The 20,183-nt window shown below is 41.7% G+C and carries 17 protein-coding genes and 1 pseudogene; 9 read left to right on the top strand and 9 right to left on the bottom strand.

What is annotated here, in order from left to right:
• Positions 1-710: pseudogene (locus tag ACE1B6_RS07710) on the top strand (hypothetical protein); the annotation flags it as partial.
• A 63-nt stretch (positions 711-773) separates the two neighbouring features.
• On the opposite strand, the gene ACE1B6_RS07705 reads toward ACE1B6_RS07710, so the two are convergent.
• Positions 774-923, bottom strand: a complete 150-nt coding sequence (locus tag ACE1B6_RS07705; protein WP_413256670.1) for a hypothetical protein — start codon at positions 921-923, stop codon at positions 774-776.
• 19 nt (positions 924-942) lie between these two features.
• Here ACE1B6_RS07705 and ACE1B6_RS07700 point away from each other — a divergent pair, with 19 nt between their 5' ends.
• Positions 943-2,472 carry a glycoside hydrolase family 10 protein gene (locus tag ACE1B6_RS07700; RefSeq protein ID WP_413256669.1) on the top strand — a complete coding sequence of 510 codons (1,530 nt, stop codon included), beginning with the start codon at positions 943-945 and terminating at the stop codon, positions 2,470-2,472.
• Positions 2,473-2,682: 210 nt separating this feature from the next.
• Here ACE1B6_RS07700 and ACE1B6_RS07695 read toward each other — a convergent pair whose 3' ends face one another.
• Entirely contained in the window at positions 2,683-3,324 is a 642-nt protein-coding gene (locus ACE1B6_RS07695) for a Uma2 family endonuclease (RefSeq protein ID WP_413256668.1), read from the bottom strand.
• 75 nt (positions 3,325-3,399) lie between these two features.
• On the bottom strand, positions 3,400-5,967 hold the full coding sequence (leuS, locus tag ACE1B6_RS07690; protein ID WP_413256667.1) for a leucine--tRNA ligase: 2,568 nt from the start codon (positions 5,965-5,967) through the stop codon (positions 3,400-3,402).
• A gap of 149 nt (positions 5,968-6,116) precedes the next feature.
• Between leuS and ACE1B6_RS07685 the strand changes: the two genes are divergently transcribed.
• Positions 6,117-6,536 carry a gamma-glutamylcyclotransferase family protein gene (locus ACE1B6_RS07685; RefSeq protein WP_413256666.1) on the top strand — a complete coding sequence of 140 codons (420 nt, stop codon included), beginning with the start codon at positions 6,117-6,119 and terminating at the stop codon, positions 6,534-6,536.
• 59 nt (positions 6,537-6,595) lie between these two features.
• Here ACE1B6_RS07685 and ACE1B6_RS07680 read toward each other — a convergent pair whose 3' ends face one another.
• The 4 genes from ACE1B6_RS07680 to ACE1B6_RS07665 form a co-directional block, all read right to left on the bottom strand.
• The gene (locus tag ACE1B6_RS07680) at positions 6,596-7,147 is read right to left on the bottom strand and encodes an anti-sigma factor family protein (RefSeq protein WP_413256665.1); all 552 of its coding nucleotides are present in this window, start codon (positions 7,145-7,147) and stop codon (positions 6,596-6,598) included.
• Positions 7,148-7,388: 241 nt separating this feature from the next.
• Complete coding sequence (locus tag ACE1B6_RS07675; RefSeq protein ID WP_413256664.1) at positions 7,389-8,048, bottom strand: sigma-70 family RNA polymerase sigma factor; 660 nt, start codon at positions 8,046-8,048, stop codon at positions 7,389-7,391.
• Positions 8,049-8,130: 82 nt separating this feature from the next.
• Positions 8,131-8,697: a late competence development ComFB family protein gene (locus ACE1B6_RS07670; protein WP_413256663.1), complete on the bottom strand. Its 567-nt coding sequence runs from the start codon at positions 8,695-8,697 to the stop codon at positions 8,131-8,133.
• 245 nt (positions 8,698-8,942) lie between these two features.
• Complete coding sequence (locus ACE1B6_RS07665; protein ID WP_413256662.1) at positions 8,943-9,863, bottom strand: M23 family metallopeptidase; 921 nt, start codon at positions 9,861-9,863, stop codon at positions 8,943-8,945.
• A 292-nt stretch (positions 9,864-10,155) separates the two neighbouring features.
• On the opposite strand from ACE1B6_RS07665, the gene ACE1B6_RS07660 reads away from it, so the two are divergent.
• On the top strand, positions 10,156-12,489 hold the full coding sequence (locus ACE1B6_RS07660) for a cation:proton antiporter domain-containing protein (protein WP_413256661.1): 2,334 nt from the start codon (positions 10,156-10,158) through the stop codon (positions 12,487-12,489).
• A 186-nt stretch (positions 12,490-12,675) separates the two neighbouring features.
• On the opposite strand, the gene ACE1B6_RS07655 is transcribed toward ACE1B6_RS07660, so the two are convergent.
• Positions 12,676-12,891: an Hfq-related RNA-binding protein gene (locus tag ACE1B6_RS07655; protein WP_413256660.1), complete on the bottom strand. Its 216-nt coding sequence runs from the start codon at positions 12,889-12,891 to the stop codon at positions 12,676-12,678.
• Positions 12,892-12,998: 107 nt separating this feature from the next.
• Between ACE1B6_RS07655 and dapF the strand changes: the two genes are divergently transcribed.
• Entirely contained in the window at positions 12,999-13,838 is an 840-nt protein-coding gene (gene dapF, locus ACE1B6_RS07650; protein ID WP_413256659.1) for a diaminopimelate epimerase, read from the top strand.
• 522 nt (positions 13,839-14,360) lie between these two features.
• Entirely contained in the window at positions 14,361-15,809 is a 1,449-nt protein-coding gene (locus ACE1B6_RS07645; RefSeq protein ID WP_413256658.1) for a methyl-accepting chemotaxis protein, read from the top strand.
• A gap of 52 nt (positions 15,810-15,861) precedes the next feature.
• On the opposite strand, the gene ACE1B6_RS07640 is transcribed toward ACE1B6_RS07645, so the two are convergent.
• The gene (locus ACE1B6_RS07640) at positions 15,862-17,550 is read right to left on the bottom strand and encodes a DUF1565 domain-containing protein (protein ID WP_413256657.1); all 1,689 of its coding nucleotides are present in this window, start codon (positions 17,548-17,550) and stop codon (positions 15,862-15,864) included.
• A 295-nt stretch (positions 17,551-17,845) separates the two neighbouring features.
• On the opposite strand from ACE1B6_RS07640, the gene ACE1B6_RS07635 reads away from it, so the two are divergent.
• The 3 genes from ACE1B6_RS07635 to ACE1B6_RS07625 all read left to right on the top strand — a co-directional run.
• A complete protein-coding gene (locus ACE1B6_RS07635; protein ID WP_413256656.1) occupies positions 17,846-18,949 on the top strand; it encodes a thiamine phosphate synthase in 1,104 nt (367 codons plus the stop codon).
• Entirely contained in the window at positions 18,942-19,154 is a 213-nt protein-coding gene (thiS, locus tag ACE1B6_RS07630) for a sulfur carrier protein ThiS (protein ID WP_413256655.1), read from the top strand. Before ACE1B6_RS07635 ends, thiS begins: the two co-directional genes overlap by 8 nt.
• An 871-nt stretch (positions 19,155-20,025) precedes the next feature.
• On the top strand, positions 20,026-20,183 hold a 158-nt coding region (locus ACE1B6_RS07625), incomplete at its 3' end, for a MerR family DNA-binding transcriptional regulator (protein ID WP_413256671.1).

The raw sequence follows: 20,183 nt of genomic DNA, 5'->3' as shown, positions 1-20,183 counted from the left end.
GTTCCTACGGCTTAAGTTCGGCTGAACAAGCAGTCAGTTCCTACGCTTTAAGTTCCTACGCCGTAAGTTCCTACCAAATCCCCATCAGTTCTTACGCGATTAGTTCCTACGGCTTAAGTTCGGCTGAACAAGCAGTTAGTTCCTACGCTTTAAGTTCCTACGCCGTCAGTTCCTACCAAATCCCCATCAGTTCTTACGCGATGAGTTCTTATGCGGTAAGTTCTTACGAACAGGCGATTAGTTCCTACGCTTTAAGTTCTTACGCCGTCAGTTCCTACCAGGTACCAATCAGTTCTTACGCAGTGAGTTCTTATGCGGTAAGTTCTTACGAACAGGCTCTCAGTTCCTATATCATTCCTTCTGGGGTAGGATTATGGGCAGCGCCTACGGTTTCTGGACTTGGGTTTTCCGCTTCTGCGCCTCCGATTCGTCCGCGCAAGTTCTGGTTGATTGCGGATGCTGAGTTAATTGTTTACGGTGCGACTGAACCGGATGCTACTGTTACTATTGGTGGTCGTCCGATTAAGTTGAATCCTGATGGAACTTTCCGCTTCCAGATGTCGTTCCAAGATGGTTTGATTGATTATCCGATTATGGCAGTAGCGGCTGATGGTGAGCAAACTAGAGCGATTCACATGAAGTTTAATCGGGAAACTCCGTCACGGAATACTAATACTAAGGAAGAAGCGATCGAAGAATGGCTAGTCTAAATGTAAATCTTTGATCTAAAAAAGCTAATCTTTCCCCGCTATGTGTTATGCAATAGCGGGGTTTTATTTTGTAAGTTTGATGAAAAATGGCGATCGCAACTTTCCTTCTACCGATTCAGTCAAAAAAGGAGTATCCTGCATGAGGAACCAAATATCTAAATAAGTAAATCCAATTTTCAGTTTTGTCGTTGATGTGATTTTGCTTGCTAGCATGAAAGGTTATTTCAGATTGATGCCGTCTTTAACAGCAATTCCCAACCGCCAAATTCGTTTCTGTAGTGGATTTTTAGCCGGAGTTTTCACCTTTGGCTTAGTTAGTCAGAATTGGAAAATTCAACCAACTCAGGCGCAAAGCCTCATACCTTGTCAGTTAACACCTGAAATGGTTAAACAAAAAGAAAGCCTACGACAGACGGCTTTAGGAGGGAATCAAGATGCACAAAGACGCTACAAAGACCTAATTACTAAACAAGCAAAACAATTACAAGATTGTCGAACCCAAAATTGGCCCCGCAATCAAGCAATTTGGCTACGTTTATATCCTTGCGATTTGCGACCCGGTTCTTTAGATTACATCATGGATCGGATTGTTAATAAAGGATACAACCAAGTTTATGTAGAAGTTTTTTACGACGCGCAGGTGTTATTACCCCAAGCTGATAATCCAACTCCTTGGCAATCTGTGGTAAAAGTACCTGGAGCCGAAAAAGTTGATCTATTGGCAAAAGCAATTCAAAAAGGTCAGGAACGGGGGTTAAAGGTTTATGCTTGGCTATTTTCGATGAATTTCGGCTATGCTTATGCTCAACGTCCCGATCGCAGACAAGTACTAGCAAGGAATGGTCGAAATCAAACTAGTTTAGATGTGGGAAATGAGGCTAGTTTGGATACTGATTTAGCTAAGGGTGATATTAGTAAAGCTTTTATCGATCCTTATAATATCCAAGCTCGACAGGATTACAATCAGCTAGTTCAAGCGATACTCAAACGCAAACCTGATGGAATGTTGTTTGATTATATTCGTTATCCCAGAGGTATGGGAGAAGCTTCTGTAGCAACGAGGGTACAAGACTTGTGGATTTATGGCAATGCTGCTCAACAAGTTTTGTTGCAAAGAGCTTTAAACTTTAAAGGTCAGGAATTAATTCGCAGGTTTTTAACTAAGGGATTTGTCAATAGTGGTGATATTGCTCAAGTCGATGAACTTTATCCCCAAGAATCTGAACCAATGTGGCAAGGACGTATTGCCGATTTGAATAAGGATATATTGCCCCCTGCCCAGCGTCAACCGTTTTTACAAACGGAACTTTGGCAGTTAAGTGTAGCTCATGCGGCTCAAGGGGTGATAGACTTCCTTTCATCAGCAGTTGAACCTGTGCAGCGGTTAGGTTTACCTTCTGGTGCGGTATTTTTCCCAGGTGGCAATAAAGCTGTTGGTCGAGGTTACGATTCGCGGGTACAACCTTGGGACAGGTTTCCGAGTAACATTGAATGGCATCCGATGATTTATGCCGATTGTGGTACTACCAGCTGTATTGTCCAAGAGTTGCAAAGGGTAATCAGCTTAGCTCCTTATGGTACTGATATTCGACCTGCGATCGCCGGAAATTGGGTTCAATCTTATGGTAATCGTCCTTCATTAGAAGTACAAATGCAAGCGATTCGCCAAATAGCACCTCAAATTAATACTGTGAGTCATTTCGCTTATTCTTGGCAAGAACCGGAGAGCGACAGAGAAAGAAAGTTTTGTAAAATTCAGTAGTTTAAAGTTTAGAAAGTCTTTGTTAATGGTGATTAGCAAAGGCTTTTTTCAACGCAGATGAAAGCAGATAAACGCAGATGAACGCAGATAAGAATACAGATAAATTTTAGTGAGGATGCAAAATATAATAAACTTCTCTTTTCTTTCTTCCTTCGCGTCCTTCGCGTCTTACGTGCTACGCACACGCTACGCGAACGCGGTTCAAAAAAATTACTTTTGAAACTCCGCCATTAACCAAGCGCAAACCTGACTTTGATTCATCTGACGACTGCGCCGCAAAGCTTCTTCTAAAACAGCAATTTCTAATCCTGCTAATACCTGAGATTGAGTAATTCTTCTGCTTCCACCATCTGCAATACTAAAAGCAATAATCCTCACATTCTTCACATCAACAATCCAATATTCTTTAACCTGCAAATCCTCATAAAGCAACCGCTTACCACCCATATCATCAGCTAAAGAAGTATTCGCAACTTCAATCACTAAATCTGGTGGTGGATAAGTTTCTAAATTAATCACAGAAGTTCCCCAAGGAACAATATCTGCATTCTCCCCAATATAATAAGAAGCATCAGGTTGACATTCTTGAATCCCTGTTTTTCGGAAACTACAATTAGTCAAACCTTTGATGAGAATATTTTTAATACCGCAAAAAAGGCTAATGGCAAAGATAACAATTGTGTTATCGCAAGCGTGATCGTGACCTAGTGGAACCATTTCAATCCTCAACTGTCCATTGTGATAGTAAAACTTAGCTTTTTGAAACTCTGGTTCGGCAATTAATTGCTGAAATTTTTCCCAATTTGCTGTTACCCAGGTGTCAGTTTTGAACTTAGTTAATAAGTTAGTCATGGCTTGATTTTCCTTGGTAATTTGTCATTAGTCATTTATATAATTAACCACAAATGACTAATGATTTTGCTAGTTTTAAATTACGAAATTTACCAATTTTCCAGGTACTACAATTACCTTTTTCGGTTCCTTTCCTTCCTCAAGATAACGTTTCGCAGCGTCAGATTCACGGGCATATTTTTCTAACCCCGGTTTATCTAAGTTAGCAGGTGCTTGAATTGTGCCGCGAGTTTTGCCATTGATTTGAATTACCAAGGTGATTTCATCAACTTCTAAAGCTGATTCATCAAGTTTGGGCCAAGTTTCTTGATGGACAGATTTTTTATTACCAATCATCTGCCATAATTCTTCGGCAATGTGAGGGGCGAAAGGTGCTAAAAGCAGGATTAAAGTTTCGATTCCTTCGGTATAAACGGCGGAATTTTTACAAGTTGAATCTTTGAGTGCGTTACTCAATTTCATCATCTCTGAAACCGCTGTATTTAATTGGTAATCTCCTGCTAAGTCTTTGGAAATTTCATCAATTGCGGTGTGAATGGCGCGACGTAAGTCTTTTTCTGCTTTGGTTAATTCGCCTTTTTGGGTTTTGGCGGGTGTAGTTTCACTGTACTCTGTTACTAACAACCAAACGCGATTTAAAAAGCGGAATTGTCCTTCAACGTCTGCATCATCCCATTCTAGATCTTTTTCGGGTGGCGCTTTGAAAAGGATGAACATTCGGGCGGTATCTGCACCATATTTGTTGATTACATCTTCTGGCGCTACGCCGTTATATTTGGATTTAGACATGGTTTGATAGGAGAGTTCTAAAGGTTCTCCTGTTTCTGGATCTTTTGGATCGTTGGGATTAACTAAAGCGGAAGGAATGTATTTGGCATTTCCTGATTTTTTGGGATTTGTATATGTTAATCCTTGTACCATGCCTTGTGTTAATAGGCGGTTGAATGGTTCATCGAAGTTGAGGATTCTGCGATCGCGCAACACCTTAGTAAAAAAGCGAGAATAAAGTAAGTGTAAAATCGCGTGCTCAACTCCACCTACATATTGATCTACAGGCATCCAATCATTTGTTTTTGCCGAATCAAACACCTGATTTTCATTATTCGCATCAGTAAACCGCAAATAATACCACGATGAATCGATAAAAGTATCCATCGTATCAGTCTCTCTTTTTGCCGCAGTTCCACAACTCGGACATGGCACATTTACCCATTCTCCTAATTGTGCCAAAGGCGAAGGACCACGACCACTAAATTCGACATTTTCTGGTAAAACTATTGGTAATTCCGCTTCGGGAACTGGTACAATTCCGCATTTTGGACAGTGAATTACTGGAATTGGCGCACCCCAATAACGTTGACGGGAAATTAACCAATCTCTCAACCGATATTGAACTCTCGCTTTCCCAAAACCTTGCTTTTCTGCATATTTAATAATCTCTTCTTTGGCGGTAGTTGACTCCATTCCATTGAAAAGATCGGAGTTGATTACAATTCCTGGTTCGGTGTAAGCTTCTTTGAGAATTGGTGGTTCATCGGCAGCATCAGCACGAACAATTACTACTTTAATTGGCAAGTTTTGTTCATTGGCAAATTTGAAATCTCGCGCATCATGGGCGGGTACTCCCATTACCGCACCTGTGCCATATTCATACAATACGTAATCAGCAATCCAAATCGGAATTTCTTCACCTGTAAAAGGATTAATTGCTTTTCCGCCTGTGGGAATTCCCCGTTTCGGTTTGTCTTCCGCTGTACGTTCTAATTCGCTTTGATTGGCAACTTCTTTGATGAAGCTTTCAACTGTTTCTTTATTTTCTGATGTGGTAACTTTTGGTGTTAATGGATGTTCCGGTGCAAGTACTACATAACTAACACCATAAACCGTATCGGGACGAGTGGTAAATACACCAATTTTTTCATCCATTCCCACAATCGGAAATTCTAAATAAGCACCAACAGATTTACCAATCCAGTTAGCTTGCATTGATTTTACTCGATCGGGCCAACCTGGTAATTTATCTAAATCTTGCAGTAATTGTTCGGCGTAGTCGGTAATTTTAAGAAACCATTGACGCAATTTTTTCTTTTCTACTATTGCGCCAGAACGCCAAGAACGTCCTTCGCTGTCAACTTGTTCGTTTGCTAAAACTGTTTGATCGATCGGGTCCCAGTTAACTGCGGCTTCTTTTTGATATGCTAATCCAGCTTGGAAAAATTGTAAGAATATCCACTGCGTCCATTTATAGTAGTCTGGGGAACAGGTGGCGAGTTCGCAATCCCAATCGTAAGATAACCCCAGGCGCTTTAATTCCGATCGCATTTGGTCAATATTACTATATGTCCATTTCGCCGGATGAATGCCTTTTTTAATTGCGGCGTTCTCTGCTGGAAGTCCAAAAGCATCCCATCCCATCGGATGTAGTACGCGATAACCCTGCATTCGATGGACTCTGGCAATCACGTCGGTTATTGTGTAGTTACGAACGTGCCCCATGTGCAGGTTGCCCGATGGATAGGGAAACATTGATAATGCGTAAAATTTGGGTTTGTCTTTCTCTGTGGGGGTTTTGTCTAAACCTTGTTCATCCCAAGTTTTCTGCCATTTTTCCTCTATTGCTGTCGGGTTATATCGAGATTCCACTTTAATTCTCCTACTGCATTTGGCGTTCGCGTCTGCCTCAATATTTTGACATATTCGCTTTATACTACGAATGTAACACGGGATTATATTAGAGGGGACTGGGGATTGGGAACTGGGGGACAAACGGACAATCTAAAATTCTAGATGGTATGATTCAGCAAGCAGATTCAGAGTTAGTTAAAGTTTTTGTTTATGGAACTCTCAAACCTGGAGAGTCCAACTATCAACATTATTGTGGTGCTAGAGTAATTGCAGCAACCAGAGCTACTGTTAAAGGTCAATTGTTTGCTTTACCTGTAGGTTATCCAGCAATGGTTCTTGGTGGAGGAATAGTTCAAGGTTATTTACTAACCTTTAATACACCACATATTCTCCAACATCTCGACCCACTGGAAGGACACGACCCCCAGCGTCCCCCAGAGAAAAATTTTTACAACCGTAAGCAATTAGAAGTTTACAGCCCTGAAGCAGAACCATTAGGTTTAGCTTGGGCTTATTTTATGACTTTAGACCAAGTTGAACAAATTGGCGGGATACTAATTCCCTCTGGATGGTGGACAGGACTCTAAATTTCCCCAGTCCCCAGTCCCCAGTCCCCAGTCCCCAGTCCCCAGTCCCCTCGACGAAGTTATTTAACCGAATGCGGATAAGCTGCTGGAGATTGGGGAGATTTGTAGGTTTCAGTTGATACTTGAGGGATTTGGATTACGGGTTCGCTAAGGGCGATCGTCAAAGCTTCCGAGTCAGGTGTAGCCGGAGAATTAGCCATTTGGGGCGACCAAGCATTTTGGTTGCCGAAAACGCCTGATACAGCGGCAATTAAAGCAGCTGCGATCGCAGTTCCACCCCAAACTAAAATTGGTTTGCGGCGACGTTTTTCTAAACGAGAAAATACTTGATCTACTGTGACATTCACAGGTTGACTGGCAGCTGGTACTGGTGTATTCCGTAAACCTTGACGCAGATTCAGTAATCGTTTATATAAGCATTGGATGTTAGGATCTGTTGCTAACCAGTCTTCTACTTGTTGGCGTTCGGTTGCACTCACCTCTCCATCCAAGTAGGCGCTAAGTAGTTCAAAGCGATCGCGCTTTTCCATATCGCGAGCACCCAGACAGGGATCTGGCGAATCCCCAAAGGAATTCTGTTGGTTATTTTGGGATTCAAACTCAGGAGTCATATCAAATCCTTCCATCAAAGGAGGGTAAGTAAACCTTTGGTGAGTAATAGCTAGTCTACTACGGATCTTGACACTCTCACCGTCTTTGCTGACTTGTAACGGGAGATTCCTGATTCAACGAGCAATGCTTTCTGATACAAGTACCAGCGAGTCTTACTCACTCTCCACAGGCTTGACATTCCGTATGCCCTACGGTAGATAAAACAATCGCTAGGGACGATCGACCCATTTTGAAGTTTTATTAACTATCCAAATAATTTTGGAGTTGTGACTGAAGTCTTTGCCTTGCTCTAGCAATGCGCGACTTTACCGTTCCCAGAGAAACTCCGGTAATTTCGGCAATTTCTTCATAAGCCATGCCTTCAATTTCGCGCAAAACTATGGTAATGCGAAAAACATCTGGCAAATCGGCGATCGCAATATGCAATTGCTCATAAAACTCAGTCGTAGTTAATTTTTCTACTGGACCCGGATTATCCGCGGCAATTTCCCAATCCATTTCGCCATCATCGACCATTCTCGGTGCATCTAATGACAAAGGTTGGTTAACGCGCTTGCGTTTGCGTAATTCGTCATAAAACAAGTTTGTCGCAATCCGACTCAGCCAACCTTGGAATTTTACAGGTTCATTGAGACGCTTAATATTGCGATAAACACGAATCCAGACTTCTTGGGCTAAATCTGCTCTGTCCTGCCAATCTGGAGCCAGATGATATAAAATCTTCTCCACATGGGGCTGGTATCGGCGCAACAACTCAGCGAATGCCTCCCGTTGCGGTCGATGACCAGTTTGGCAGCGCAAAACCAAATCGTAATTAGAGAGTTTTTCTACAGGCTGCACTTGCGTTTGAGGAATCATAACCTCAGCGCTAGACCAGGATACAGGAATTGATTGACTCATGGACAGATACAGATTAATAACGTCCTATTCCGAAAGACGCTGCTGCTGTTTGAGAAGTTCCTGCACTTACAATGATATTGGTCTAGCTCTGATTTGATCCAGATCTTTTTTCTGGTTTTGGTTCAATGGTAGGGGCGTAAGCTTGTAATAAAGAACTTACCTGCTTAACTACATCAGTTTTGGAACCTTTACCGAGTAATTGTCTGGATGGATCTATTTCTGGTTGAGCGATGTTGCGGGTAATGGCTTCCCGAACTTGTTGAGCAATAATCTCTTGGAGTTCCTCCTTAGCCTTCTGACGTTGATAGGTTGCGCCTTCTTCGGTAGTAGCGTAGAGGGGAGGTAATCGATTTAAGGCATAAGCTGCGATATCACCTACATCTAATACTTGATTACTACTAGCTTCAATTTCGGCTACGCGAGCGATCGCTTCTGTTAATACCAACTCTTCCATCACATTAATAAACTGTTTGCGCGGCACTGCCACCACTTCCCCAGTTAATAGCGATCCCATCAGTCGGTCTAGCGCCATATACTCTTCAATGGAAAGCTCAGAAGCGGTATCGCAGATCCTTGCTACTTCCGCTTCCATTGCTGGTGTCAAATAACCATCTTGTAATGCCTGTTCAACTATTTTTTCAATACTCATAACACCTCGTATTGCTCCCCAAAGCACTTTTGCTAGACGAGCTATTTTTCTCTCAATATTGCCTCACCCTGACACAGGACTCAACAGTATTTCAGAAAGTTTGTTTTTCTGAAACATTGAGTAACCAACTGTAGTATTTCGTGATTTAGAATCAAGATTTTTCACCTAATTCTGATTTTCATTTTTACTACATTTTGGTTCTAGCTCCGGGAATTAATCAAGACTTTCCCCTAACAAATATAGTGCTATTGCATATTTTGAGCTAACCAAGGTGCTGGATCGATGGATTTGCCATTAACATACAAACCCCAGTGTAAGTGAGGGCCAGTGGATGCACCAGTGGAACCAACCGCACCAATAGTTTGACCTGCTTGCACTAAATCTCCTTCTTGAACCTTAATCCGGCTCAAGTGTAGAAATACGCTCTTGACTCCCTGACCGTGATCGATGCCAATTGTATTCCCATGCAACCGGAAACCTTGAGCCACTGTTCCCACCAACATCACTTTACCCGCTGCGGGAGCGACTACGGGCGAACCTTGGGGGCTAGCATAATCTAAACCGCGATGGTAGTAATCTTTAGCGAAAACGCCGTTGTAATAGCGGCGCACGCCATACCCAGTGCTGCGACGACCGCGGTTTGGGTGAATAAAGCGACCGTTCCAATATTTTTCTGGGGTAACTAGTTGGCGAAAAGCTGCTACTCGATCTAATTCATGTTGAGTTGGTTTCAGTCCGCCACTGCGACTGGAAGCAATACGAATGCGTTGGGTAGGGAAAGAGCGATTTCGTACATTAACTGAGAGAGTTTCTACTTGTCCGTCTACTTGTACTTGAATTTGGCGAATTCCGGGTTTATCTAGTGGTGTTGTGGGTAAGAATGCTCGATAGGTGGTGGGATCGATCGCAAACATCTGATAAGTCCGATCGTCCATAACCACAGTCGGTTCTGACCCTTGTTTCGATGCGTCCTGAATCACCACAGAAATTGTATCCCCTAACTGCGGGTTAGCTGGCGACACCTGCACCCTTTGAGCAATTACAGGCGCAGCAAAAAATAAAATCGCCGTAGTCAGCGCAAAGCAACCAATAAATAAGGGAAACTTCGCCCTAACTCCTGAAATCCCTAATTTCCAATTAAAAATATTTTTTTGCCAAAATTTCATGATTCAATTTTCATAAACTTCCCTTTGGCAGTATAGACTACCGCTAATCTGAAACTATGCCAAGGGGTAGGGGGCTGAGGGGCAAAGGGGCAGAGGGGCTGGGGGGCTGAGGGGCAGAGGGGCAGAGGGGCTGGGGGGCTGAGGGGCAGAGGGGCTGAGGGAAGTTTCTTAACTCAAAACTCAAAACTCTCCCCATCTCCCCATCTCCCTACCTCCCCAAAATGTCTTCCCCTATACGGGAAAAAGTTTGTATTCTTAGTTCATATACCGTAATAATTTTTTCAGAAAACTTGTGCAAGAAGATTTTAGGCTAATTGTTGACTTAGTATTAGTTCTCAGTGCTGCTGCGGTGGGGGGACTTTTAGCCGCAATAGTAAGACAGCCTGTTTTGTTGGGGTATTTGTTAGGAGGCATGATCGTTGGGCCAGCAGGACTAGGATTAATTAAGGAAGTAATTCAAGTAGAAACTCTGGCTCAATTTGGTGTTGCTTTTCTCTTGTTTGCTTTGGGGGTTGAATTTTCTTTTGCCGAACTCAAGAAGGTACAGAAAATCGCCCTTGGTGGGGGTGGACTGCAAATTATTCTGACAATTTTAGTTACGGTTTTAGTTTGTGGAATTACTGGCGCTTGGGCTACTTTACCAGCTAAGGGAGTATTTTTAGGGGCAATTCTTTCCCTTTCTTCAACTGCGGTTGTCTTGAAATGTTTAATGGAACGGAACGAAACTGAAACTCCTCACGGTCAAGTAATGTTGGGAATTTTGGTGGTTCAAGACTTAGCATTGGGGTTGATGTTAGCAGTTTTGCCTGCGCTTGACCAACCACCAGAAGAAATTGGCAAAGCTGTGATATTTGCTTTAGTAAGAATTGGCTTATTTGCGGCGGGTGCAGTTGCGGTGGGGATTTGGTTAATTCCACCTTTGCTGCGAGTTTTGGCGCGTACTGAAAGTAAAGAGTTATTTTTATTGGGTGTAGTGGCTTTATGTTTAGGAATTGCTCTGTTTACTGAGTCTTTGGGTTTGTCGATCGAAATGGGTGCATTTGTCGCTGGTTTAATGATATCCGAGGTGGAATATGCCGATCAAACTCTGAGTTATGTTGAGCCAGTGCGAGATATTTTTGCTACTTTGTTTTTTGCTTCGATCGGAATGTTAATCGATCCGGTTTTTCTCTGGAATAATCTAGAGTTAATTCTCGGATTAGTGGCGTTAGTATTTTTAGGAAAATTCTTAATTGTTACTCCTTTAGTTAGATTGTTTCGCTATTCGTGGAAAACCGCTATTATCGCTGGTTTGGGATTAGCTCAAATTGGGGAATTTTCTTTTGTTTTAGCGAGTGAAGGACAGGTTTTAGGTTTAGTTTCTCGCCGTGTTTATCTGTTAATTTTGGGCACGACTGCGGTAACTTTGGTTTTGACTCCGTTTGTAATGCGGCTAGTACCTCAATTGTTTGAAATACCTTGTTTGAAAAAGTTTCTCGATCCTACTGATGTGCCTTTAGATGTTTCGCCGGAACTGCCTTTAGCAAATCATGTGGTAATTTGTGGTTATGGCAAAGTTGGGCGAAATTTAGTGCAACAGGTGCAGCAACATGGCTATCCGGTAGTCGTAATCGATCAGTCGGAAAGCAAAATTCAACAGTTGCGAGAAGCGGGGATTTCTTATGTTTATGGTAATGCGGCAAGTTTGCACGTTTTACAAACTGCGGGAGTAGCGCAAGCCAAGGGAATGGCAATTTATCTTCCTGATGCTATGAGTACTAGAAATGCTTTACGAAGGGCTTTAGAATTAGCGCCAGATTTGGATGTGGTAGTGCGTGCTAATAAGGATAAAGATATCGAGTTACTTTATCAATTGGGAGCTAAGGAAGTCGTACAACCGGAGTTTGAGGCTAGCTTGGAATTAGTTAGTCATTTGTTAACTGGCATGGGTATGAGTTTATCGGCTATTCAACAGCAAGTTCAAGAAATTCGTAAACATCATTATTTGGAATTTCGTCCTCAACGATCGGCTTCTCAAGTTGCTCGTGATTTAGAATTGGCTACTCAAGATATGAATAGTCGTTGGTATTCTTTACCTGCAAATTCTCCTTTTGCGGGAATGAGTTTGGGGGAAGCTGATTTGCGAAATTTGGTGGGTGTTAGCTTGATGGCGATTCGCCGTGCTAGTGGTGAAGAAGTGGATTATCCTGATGTTTCTACGATGATTGAGGAGGGCGATCGCTTATTAGTTGTTGGCGAAGCTGAGGAGTTAGCTGCTTTAGATGAATTGGCAAAGGGTAAGGTGATTGTTCCGGCAAAAAGTGCGCCTTGTCAATGGATTTTAGTCCCCGAAAATAGTCCTTTTGTGGGTAGAACTTTGGCTCATTTGGATATTCAGCGTCAGTATGGGATTAAGGCGATCGCTATTCGTCGCGAAGGTAAGTTTATTCGCGATCCGGGTGAAGATACTGAACTGCAATTTGGCGATCGAATTTTGCTTTGTGGTGGCTATCATCCACTAAAATTATTACAACAATCTTTGCTGCCGGAAGATAAAAAAGCTATCCCAGTTGTACCCGTAGTTAAAGCAGCAGAAAGTCAAGCATTGCAAGAATATTTACCAATGGATAATTGGCGAGAACCTTGAAATTTTCGATTTTCGATTTTTATAGAGACGTTATATATAACAGTTCTCATAATGGTGAGGTATACATATTGTAGGGGCGGGTTTAGCTGAAATCCTTGCTGTGTGAAAGATATACCAATCAAAACCCGCCCCCAAATGTACCGAATCCAAACGAGAAACGCTATATAACGTCTCTACTACAAGTTTTTAATCGAAGGCTTTTAGATAAGCTATTGATTGTCGCCAGACTAAAGTTTGTTGATTACTATCATCAGCAATAGCGATGCAATTTTGGTCTTGCCAACGTAGTATTCCGCTGAGAACTTCTCCAGTTAATAACTTGAGTTCAACTCGTTTTTGAGCTTTAATAACTGATTGAACTTGCCGTACACTAGGTAAATTAGTATCAAATGCACTAGTCATATCTAATTAATCATTGGTGATTAGTCATTGGTCATTGGTCTTTATGGCAAACTCGATCCAAATGACGAATGACAAAGGACAAAAAACTAAGGACAAAGGTAATTGTAATGGCAATTGAGTTTAGTAAGTACCACGGTTTAGGAAATGATTTCATTTTGATTGATAATCGGACTTCCTCCCAGCCAATGTTAACACCAGAGGTGGCGGTGGAGTGGTGCGATCGCCATTTTGGGATCGGTGCAGATGGGGTAATCTTTGCTTTACCGGGACAGGAGGGCACAGATTACACGATGCGGATTTTTAATTCTGATGGTTCTGAGCCGGAAATGTGTGGCAATGGTATCCGCTGTTTAGCTAAGTTTATCGCTGATTTGGAAGGTTGTGCCACTGAGTCGCGGCGCTATCGGATTCATACTTTAGCGGGTGTGATTACGCCCCAGTTACGTCCTGATGGACAAGTTACGGTGGATATGGGTGTACCGCGACTGTTGGCGCAGGAAATTCCGACAACTTTAACTGCTGCATCAGAAAAGGTGATTAATCAAGCTTTGGAAGTGGCGGGAAAGTCTTGGGATGTGACTTGTGTGAGTATGGGAAATCCTCACTGTATTACTTTTGTGGAGGATGTGGCGGCGATTCCTTTGGCGGAAATTGGCCCCAAGTTTGAGCATCATTCGGTTTTTCCCCAACGCACAAATACGGAATTTATTCAAGTAGTTAGCCGGAATTATTTGAAAATGTTGGTTTGGGAACGGGGTGCTGGTGCAACTTTGGCTTGTGGTACTGGTGCTTGTGCTGCTTTGGTTGCGGGGGTGTTGACGGGGAATTGCGATCGGCAAGCTACAGTAGAATTACCTGGAGGCCCTTTGGAAATTCAATGGTCCGAAGTGGAACAACGAGTTTACATGACTGGCCCCGCTGTGAAAGTTTTTACTGGCAAAGTGTAAATTTTTACGGAAATCCCGAAACTTTTCTCGAAAACCAAGGCAGGCAGGATGCCTACCCCACGAGAAAGCTGTAACTGTTGTGAGGTGGGCATCTTGCCCGCCCCATCCTTAGATAATTATTATCAGTTTATTTATTTGCACCTACTTAAATTGCTGCTCTCAAAATCAATTGTATTCTCAGCAATCAGCAGTTACATTTACTACAGAAAAAACCTTAAATTTTTAGTAAGTTAATCTGTAAAACTTCCTAAATAATTAATTAATTTTGTTAATTTATTTTTGACAATAATTTTATCTAAATTATCGTATAATGATGGGCAATAACTGCTAAAGATTAGCAAGATAAATTACTAATTGTTCTTAGTTTACGTTTTCTAACTACGAACAATTCAATGCCAAATCTAGAGAATTAATAGGCAAGCTTTTACAACAGGGTGTTAGGGAAAACATTCTCGATTTGAGGATCGTAAATTTCCATGCAGTAAAATTTAACTATCTATTTTGCAGAGGAGCAAAATCAAGATGAAGCATCATATTAAATTAAGAGGTAGATTGTTTATTGCCTTCTTAATACCTGTTAGTTTGGCTTTAGGATTTAGTGGAATTGTTTACTCGATAAGTAATCAAGTAGCTGACACTTTTAAACAAGTTGGTAGAACAGAAAAAATTCTTATTTCTGGGAATGAAATGCTAAGTAGAATCGCTCTAATGGGTAGACAAGTTCGAGGATATTTATTAACTAGACAAACAAATTATTTGAATGAATATGAAAAACAGAGATTACTTTACCAAGAGGCGTTAAAAGTTGCCGATCGAGAAATCATAGATCCAGAGCAAAGAAAACGTTTTACTCAACTTAAAGAATTAGTCACAAAGTACGAGCAAACTGCTCAAGAGGCAATAGATTTAGAAAAACAAGGTAAGCATAAAGAAGCTTTAGTAAAATCTTTGCAAGAATCTCAATTGAGCATGGGGAAAATTGATGATTTAAATCAAGAATTGAACAAGAATGAGGAAAAAATATTAAATCACTTCTCTACTAATGCAAATAACTCAATTCAGTTTTTAGTAATTGCGGCAACTATTATGAGTCTTTTAACCTTAGCTTGTTCCGTAATTGCTGGTTATTTTATTTGGACAAATATTGCCGGAACAATCCAGCAAACTGTAAATACGATCGCTAATTCTACTAATGAAATAACGGCAACTGTAACCGAACAAGAATTAAGTGCTACTCAACAAGCAACAGCAGTAAATCAAACTACTACCGCAATGGATGAGTTAGGTGTTTCCGCAAAACAATCAGCAGAAAAAGCCCAATTAGCCGCTAGTAGTGCTCAACAAGTATCCGTTTTAGCTGCACAAGGTTCCCAAGCAATAGACCGCACTTTAGAAGATATGTTAGAACTAAAAAATACTGTGGTTGTCATTGCCGAAAAAATTATCTATTTAAGCGATCGAACTAACCAAATTAGCAGCATTATTACTTTAGTCACTGAGTTGGCGAATCAAACAAATATGTTAGCATTAAATGCGGCAGTGGAAGCAGTAAGAGCCGGAGAAAATGGCAAAGGTTTTGCTGTGGTAGCTGCCGAAATTCGCAAATTAGCAGACGAAAGTAAAAAGTCTTCTAGCAAAATTAATCTGTTAGTTAATGAAATTGAAAATGCGATCGGTGCAACGGTAATTGTAGCAGATGAAGGTAAAAAGCGAGTTGATAACAGTATGAAAACAGCCGAAGATACGGCTAATACTTTCGCCAAAGTTGCGGAAGCAATTAATGATGTGGTAGCTAATAATATGCAAATTTCCTTAAATGCTAAACAACAAGCGATCGCTATTCAACAAGTAGTAGATGCCATGAATACCTTAAATCAAGGAGCAGTACAAACTGCTAGCGGAATTAATCAAACTAAGGTCGGTACTCAAAGATTAAATGAAGCACTATTGAATTTGCAAACAGTAATTTAAAAAGGCAGAAGGCAGAAGGTGAGAATTACCCTTTTCGCCTCTGCCTGGATGTTTAATTAATTTCTTCGATCGCACCTAATAAACCAAGGTTATTAATATTTTCGAGCATTTTTTCAGCTTGGGAGCGATCGCTAAAAGCGCCGACTTGCATAACTACTTTGCCATCAGAAACAGTGCGAAAAGCGCCAGGAACTATTGATAAAAGTTTTGTTTGTTCCTCCGCAGTTCGTACTTCTACTACTACGCGGTAACGTAAACTTAAGGTAACAACAGTTTGATTAGTTGGGGACAAACTGTTAGTATTTACCTGGGAAAAATTAGTGGTAGCAGTAGGTAAAGCACCTGGTTGAATACCCGTTTGAGGAAGTACTGTTCTTTGCGAAGTTGCTGTTGTTCTTGTGTTAGTTCTGGCGGTGTTTGTGGGGCGGCGAACTTGTCTTCTGACTCGCCTTCTGCTACTTGCCCTTGCCCTTCTACTTCTGCGAGTACGGGGTTTTCTGGTAGCGGGTGGAGGAACTGGAATTTGTACAGCTTGGGTATTATTAAAAGCAGTTGGGGAAGTGCGACGAGATGCGGTAACTTGAATTAAATTACCATCTACAGAAATTCTGCCAACTAGCTTTCTAGTCGCTAATTGATTACCATAAGCGGGAATTACTTGCACAGCATTTGTGGCATTAATTTCATAGCGACCATTATTACGGAAAATATTACCACCAGGTTCTTGGGCAGTTCCTAAATCGGGGAGAGTTTCTGTTAAGGCAATTACACCATCTCGGCTATTGTTCTCAATAGTATTACCGCGCAAAATTGGTCTAGCTTTCCCTTGAATCACAATTCCATCTATATTTTGGGAGATGCGATTACCTGCGATTAAAGGTGTAGCATTTTTACCAATATTAATGCCAAATCCAGTTCTTTCAAAGACATTTTCCCTAACTTCTGGGCGAGAAGAACCGTAAATTGTCATGCCATTTGCGCCATTATTAGCAAAGTAATTATTGCGAATTAAAGGGGCGCTATTTCCGGCGATCGAAATTCCATCGTGAGAATTGCCAATGAAAGTACAATCTGCTACTACTGGGTTACTGGATTCAATCCAAATTCCGTACCCTCTGACATTAGGATTAGTAACTGTGACTCCAGCAATGCCTGACTGATTAGCGGCGAGAATAGTAGCATTTTGACGGGCGAAAGTCGGGCTAATAAATAAACCGCCCCCTTGAATAATGACACTGCGACCTTTATTTGGGGGATCTCCTTGGAGAGTAACGCCAGGTTTTAATTGTAGAGGAAAAGTTTCGCCACTTTGTTGGTTGTAAGTACCTGGGGCAAGGTAAATAACAGTATTTTCTTTGGCGACTTTTATAGCTTGAGTAATTGTTTTAAACGGAGTCCGATCGCTACCATCTCCAGTGCGATCGTTTCCAGCGATCGGGTTAACAAACAATTCAGTTGTTGACTGTTTTTGTGCGATCGGAAAACTTTCAACCACTTGTTGTTGTGCTGGTACAGTAGGGGCCGATTTAGCAGATAGTTGGGCGTTCTTAGTAGAATAATTAACTACAAAACTCGCCCCTAGCACGGCATTTTCCCAACAAAGCAGTATGGTAGTAGCAAGTCCAAAACTGGCTTTTAGCGAGTGCTTAATATTTACCTGCTTCAAATTAGCCGCTAAATAATCGTTAAGGAACTTGATGGGAGGTTTTGCTGAATATTGACAGTGGCGTGGTAAATTCACAGCTAGCTGTCCTCCTAAAATTTCAGAGAGTACTAAAGATTAAACCGCAAAGATCTGGTTTACCAATTCTTAAAGCAAAATTTAATCACTTTATGGGGGACTGGGGATTGGGGATTGGGGACTGGGTACAGGGATTCTTTAATGAATCACCTGTTTTAGGAAGTAATCAGGTTTAGCGATCGCTATTATTTTTCCCCCAGATGTTCCAGAGAGCCTCAGAAGTGAGAAAATTATGCTTTGTCTGCACCCTATCCGACTAATTTACTAGCATTAATGAACTAATGGAGTTATTACGATGGTCGATCGCCCTAAATTATTATTGTCAGACTTGCCCCTACAAGCGCAGCCAGCATTAAGTCGTATTTTAGATGCTAATTTAGACCGAGCCAGAGAAGGTTTAAGAATTGTTGAGGAATGGTGTCGCTTTGGTCTTAATAGTAGTGAATTGGCAACAGAATGCAAGCAGTTGCGCCAAGAAATTGCCAAATGGCACACCCCAGAGTTACGGGCATTTCGCGATACTTTGGGTGATGTGGGAACTGAGTTAAGTCATCCCCAAGAAGAAACTCGCGCCAATATTGGGCAACTTTTACAGGCAAATCTTTGTCGAGTACAAGAGGCGCTGCGAGTTTTGGAAGAATACGGCAAGCTTTATTTAGCAGAAATGGGAAGCGCGTTTAAGCAAATGCGTTATCGCGCCTACGTTTTAGAAACCAATTTGTTAGGTTATCAACGGCAACAAAAATTATTGCAAAGTTCTTTGTATTTGGTAACTTCTGCGTCAGAAAATTTGTTTGCGGTTGTGGAAGCTGCTTTAGAAGGTGGCTTAACTTTGGTGCAGTACCGGGATAAAACGGCGAATGATGATGTCCGGTTTGAAGTTGCAGGGAAATTATGCAAACTTTGCCATCATTATGAAGCTTTGTTTATTGTCAACGATCGCGTAGACTTAGCCTTAGCGGTAGATGCTGATGGCGTACATTTAGGACAGCAGGATATGCCGATCGCTACAGCAAGACAGTTACTCGGCCCACATCGGATTATCGGACGTTCTACCACAAATCCAGCGGAAATGCAGCGAGCGATCGCAGAAGGCGCAGATTATATTGGGGTAGGCCCAGTTTTCGCCACCCCCACCAAAGCCGAAAAAGCCGCTACAGGTTTAGAATATGTCCGTTATGCTGCCCAAAACGCGAATCTACCTTGGTTTGCCATTGGTGGCATCGATCCGAGTAACTTAAATGATGTACTCTCAGCTGGGGCAGATAGAATTGCCGTAGTTAGAGCAATTATGCAAGCAGAACAACCAACTTTAGTAACTCAGTACTTTATCTCGCAGCTAACTCGCGTCCAGACTTTACGCAATTATCGATCGCACTTACCCCAATCTCATGCCTAGTCAAATCACCCTGCAAATAAACGGCGAAAACCGTAACTGTCCCTCTCAAATGCTAATACCCGACTTATTAACCCATTTAGGTTTTAATCCCCGTTTAGTCGCCGTAGAGTACAACGGAGAAATTTTGCATCGGCAATTTTGGTTAGAGACTGAAGTTAGAGAGGGCGATAAATTAGAAGTAGTGACGATCGTCGGTGGTGGGTAATCAAACAGAGAGACACACTACATTCCACTATCTAATTAACATCTGCAAAAAACCTTGTAGAGACGTTATATATAACGTCTCTACAAATTTCAGGAAATCAGCTTTAATTCTAGAGATATTTCTTACCTATACTTACGCACTGCATATCGATAGACTCGTCCATTCTTGTAAGCGGTAAACTCCGATGAACTAGTGAACTGGACATCGAATCGATCCGTAGCTGAACTGTTATTCATTCTAATAACCACTCTAATAGTATCTTTGGACTTTCTGTGCCAGACTCCTTGCCACAGATTACCAGCACGAACAGTACCATTTGGAGAGAATACCCAAGGAACCGGATGATAATTGCCCTTGCGCCCACTCTCTGCATATTTGACCATCCATTTCGTGTGGTTTACAAATATTTTTTTGTGGTTTCTATGTGAATCATGTGAATCATGTGAACCACCCCTAGTCGAAGGGATTACCGCATCTTGGGCAACTGCTGCCAAAGGAAGACCTACTAATAGAGTGACACCCAGCGTGCAAAGCGTCATCCATCTTTTGAAATTGGGGGCGGGAGAAGAAAAGAATGCTTTCATCGTCAAAACCCTCTGTTTTGAATGTGTTGAACTTGTGGGAGAGTAGTGTTTCTGTTCTCTTAAACATCTATGCGGGAGGATTCTTGACTCTATGCAGCAACACACAGAATTCTCCCCTAATACCAAATCCGGTTTAAATACCCCCGCTATTCTTTAGTCCGCGTAGGCGGACTTTGTTTGTGTAGCAGCGATTTCAATCGCCCAATCATAAAGGGGTTCGCTAACTGCTCCTAAAATTTTACCTAAACCTTTCTAGACCTACTCAAAAGATGTGCTAAACTGCCATTATGAGTAAGCTAACCAGATCAGAAGCAGCAAAAATCAAAGGGGTGTCAGTTTCCACGTTGAGAAGGTGGGAAGCCGAAGGAAAACTTACACCCGAACGCACATTGAATGGTCACAGGCGTTATAACTTGGCTCAATTATTAGGAATCAAGTCAGATAA

The organism is Floridaenema fluviatile BLCC-F154 (genome assembly GCF_041929135.1).
GTDB lineage: Bacteria > Cyanobacteriota > Cyanobacteriia > Cyanobacteriales > Aerosakkonemataceae > Floridanema > Floridanema fluviatile.
The sequence above is the reverse complement of the archived record's forward strand: the minus strand, read 5'-3'. Positions and strand labels throughout refer to the sequence as shown.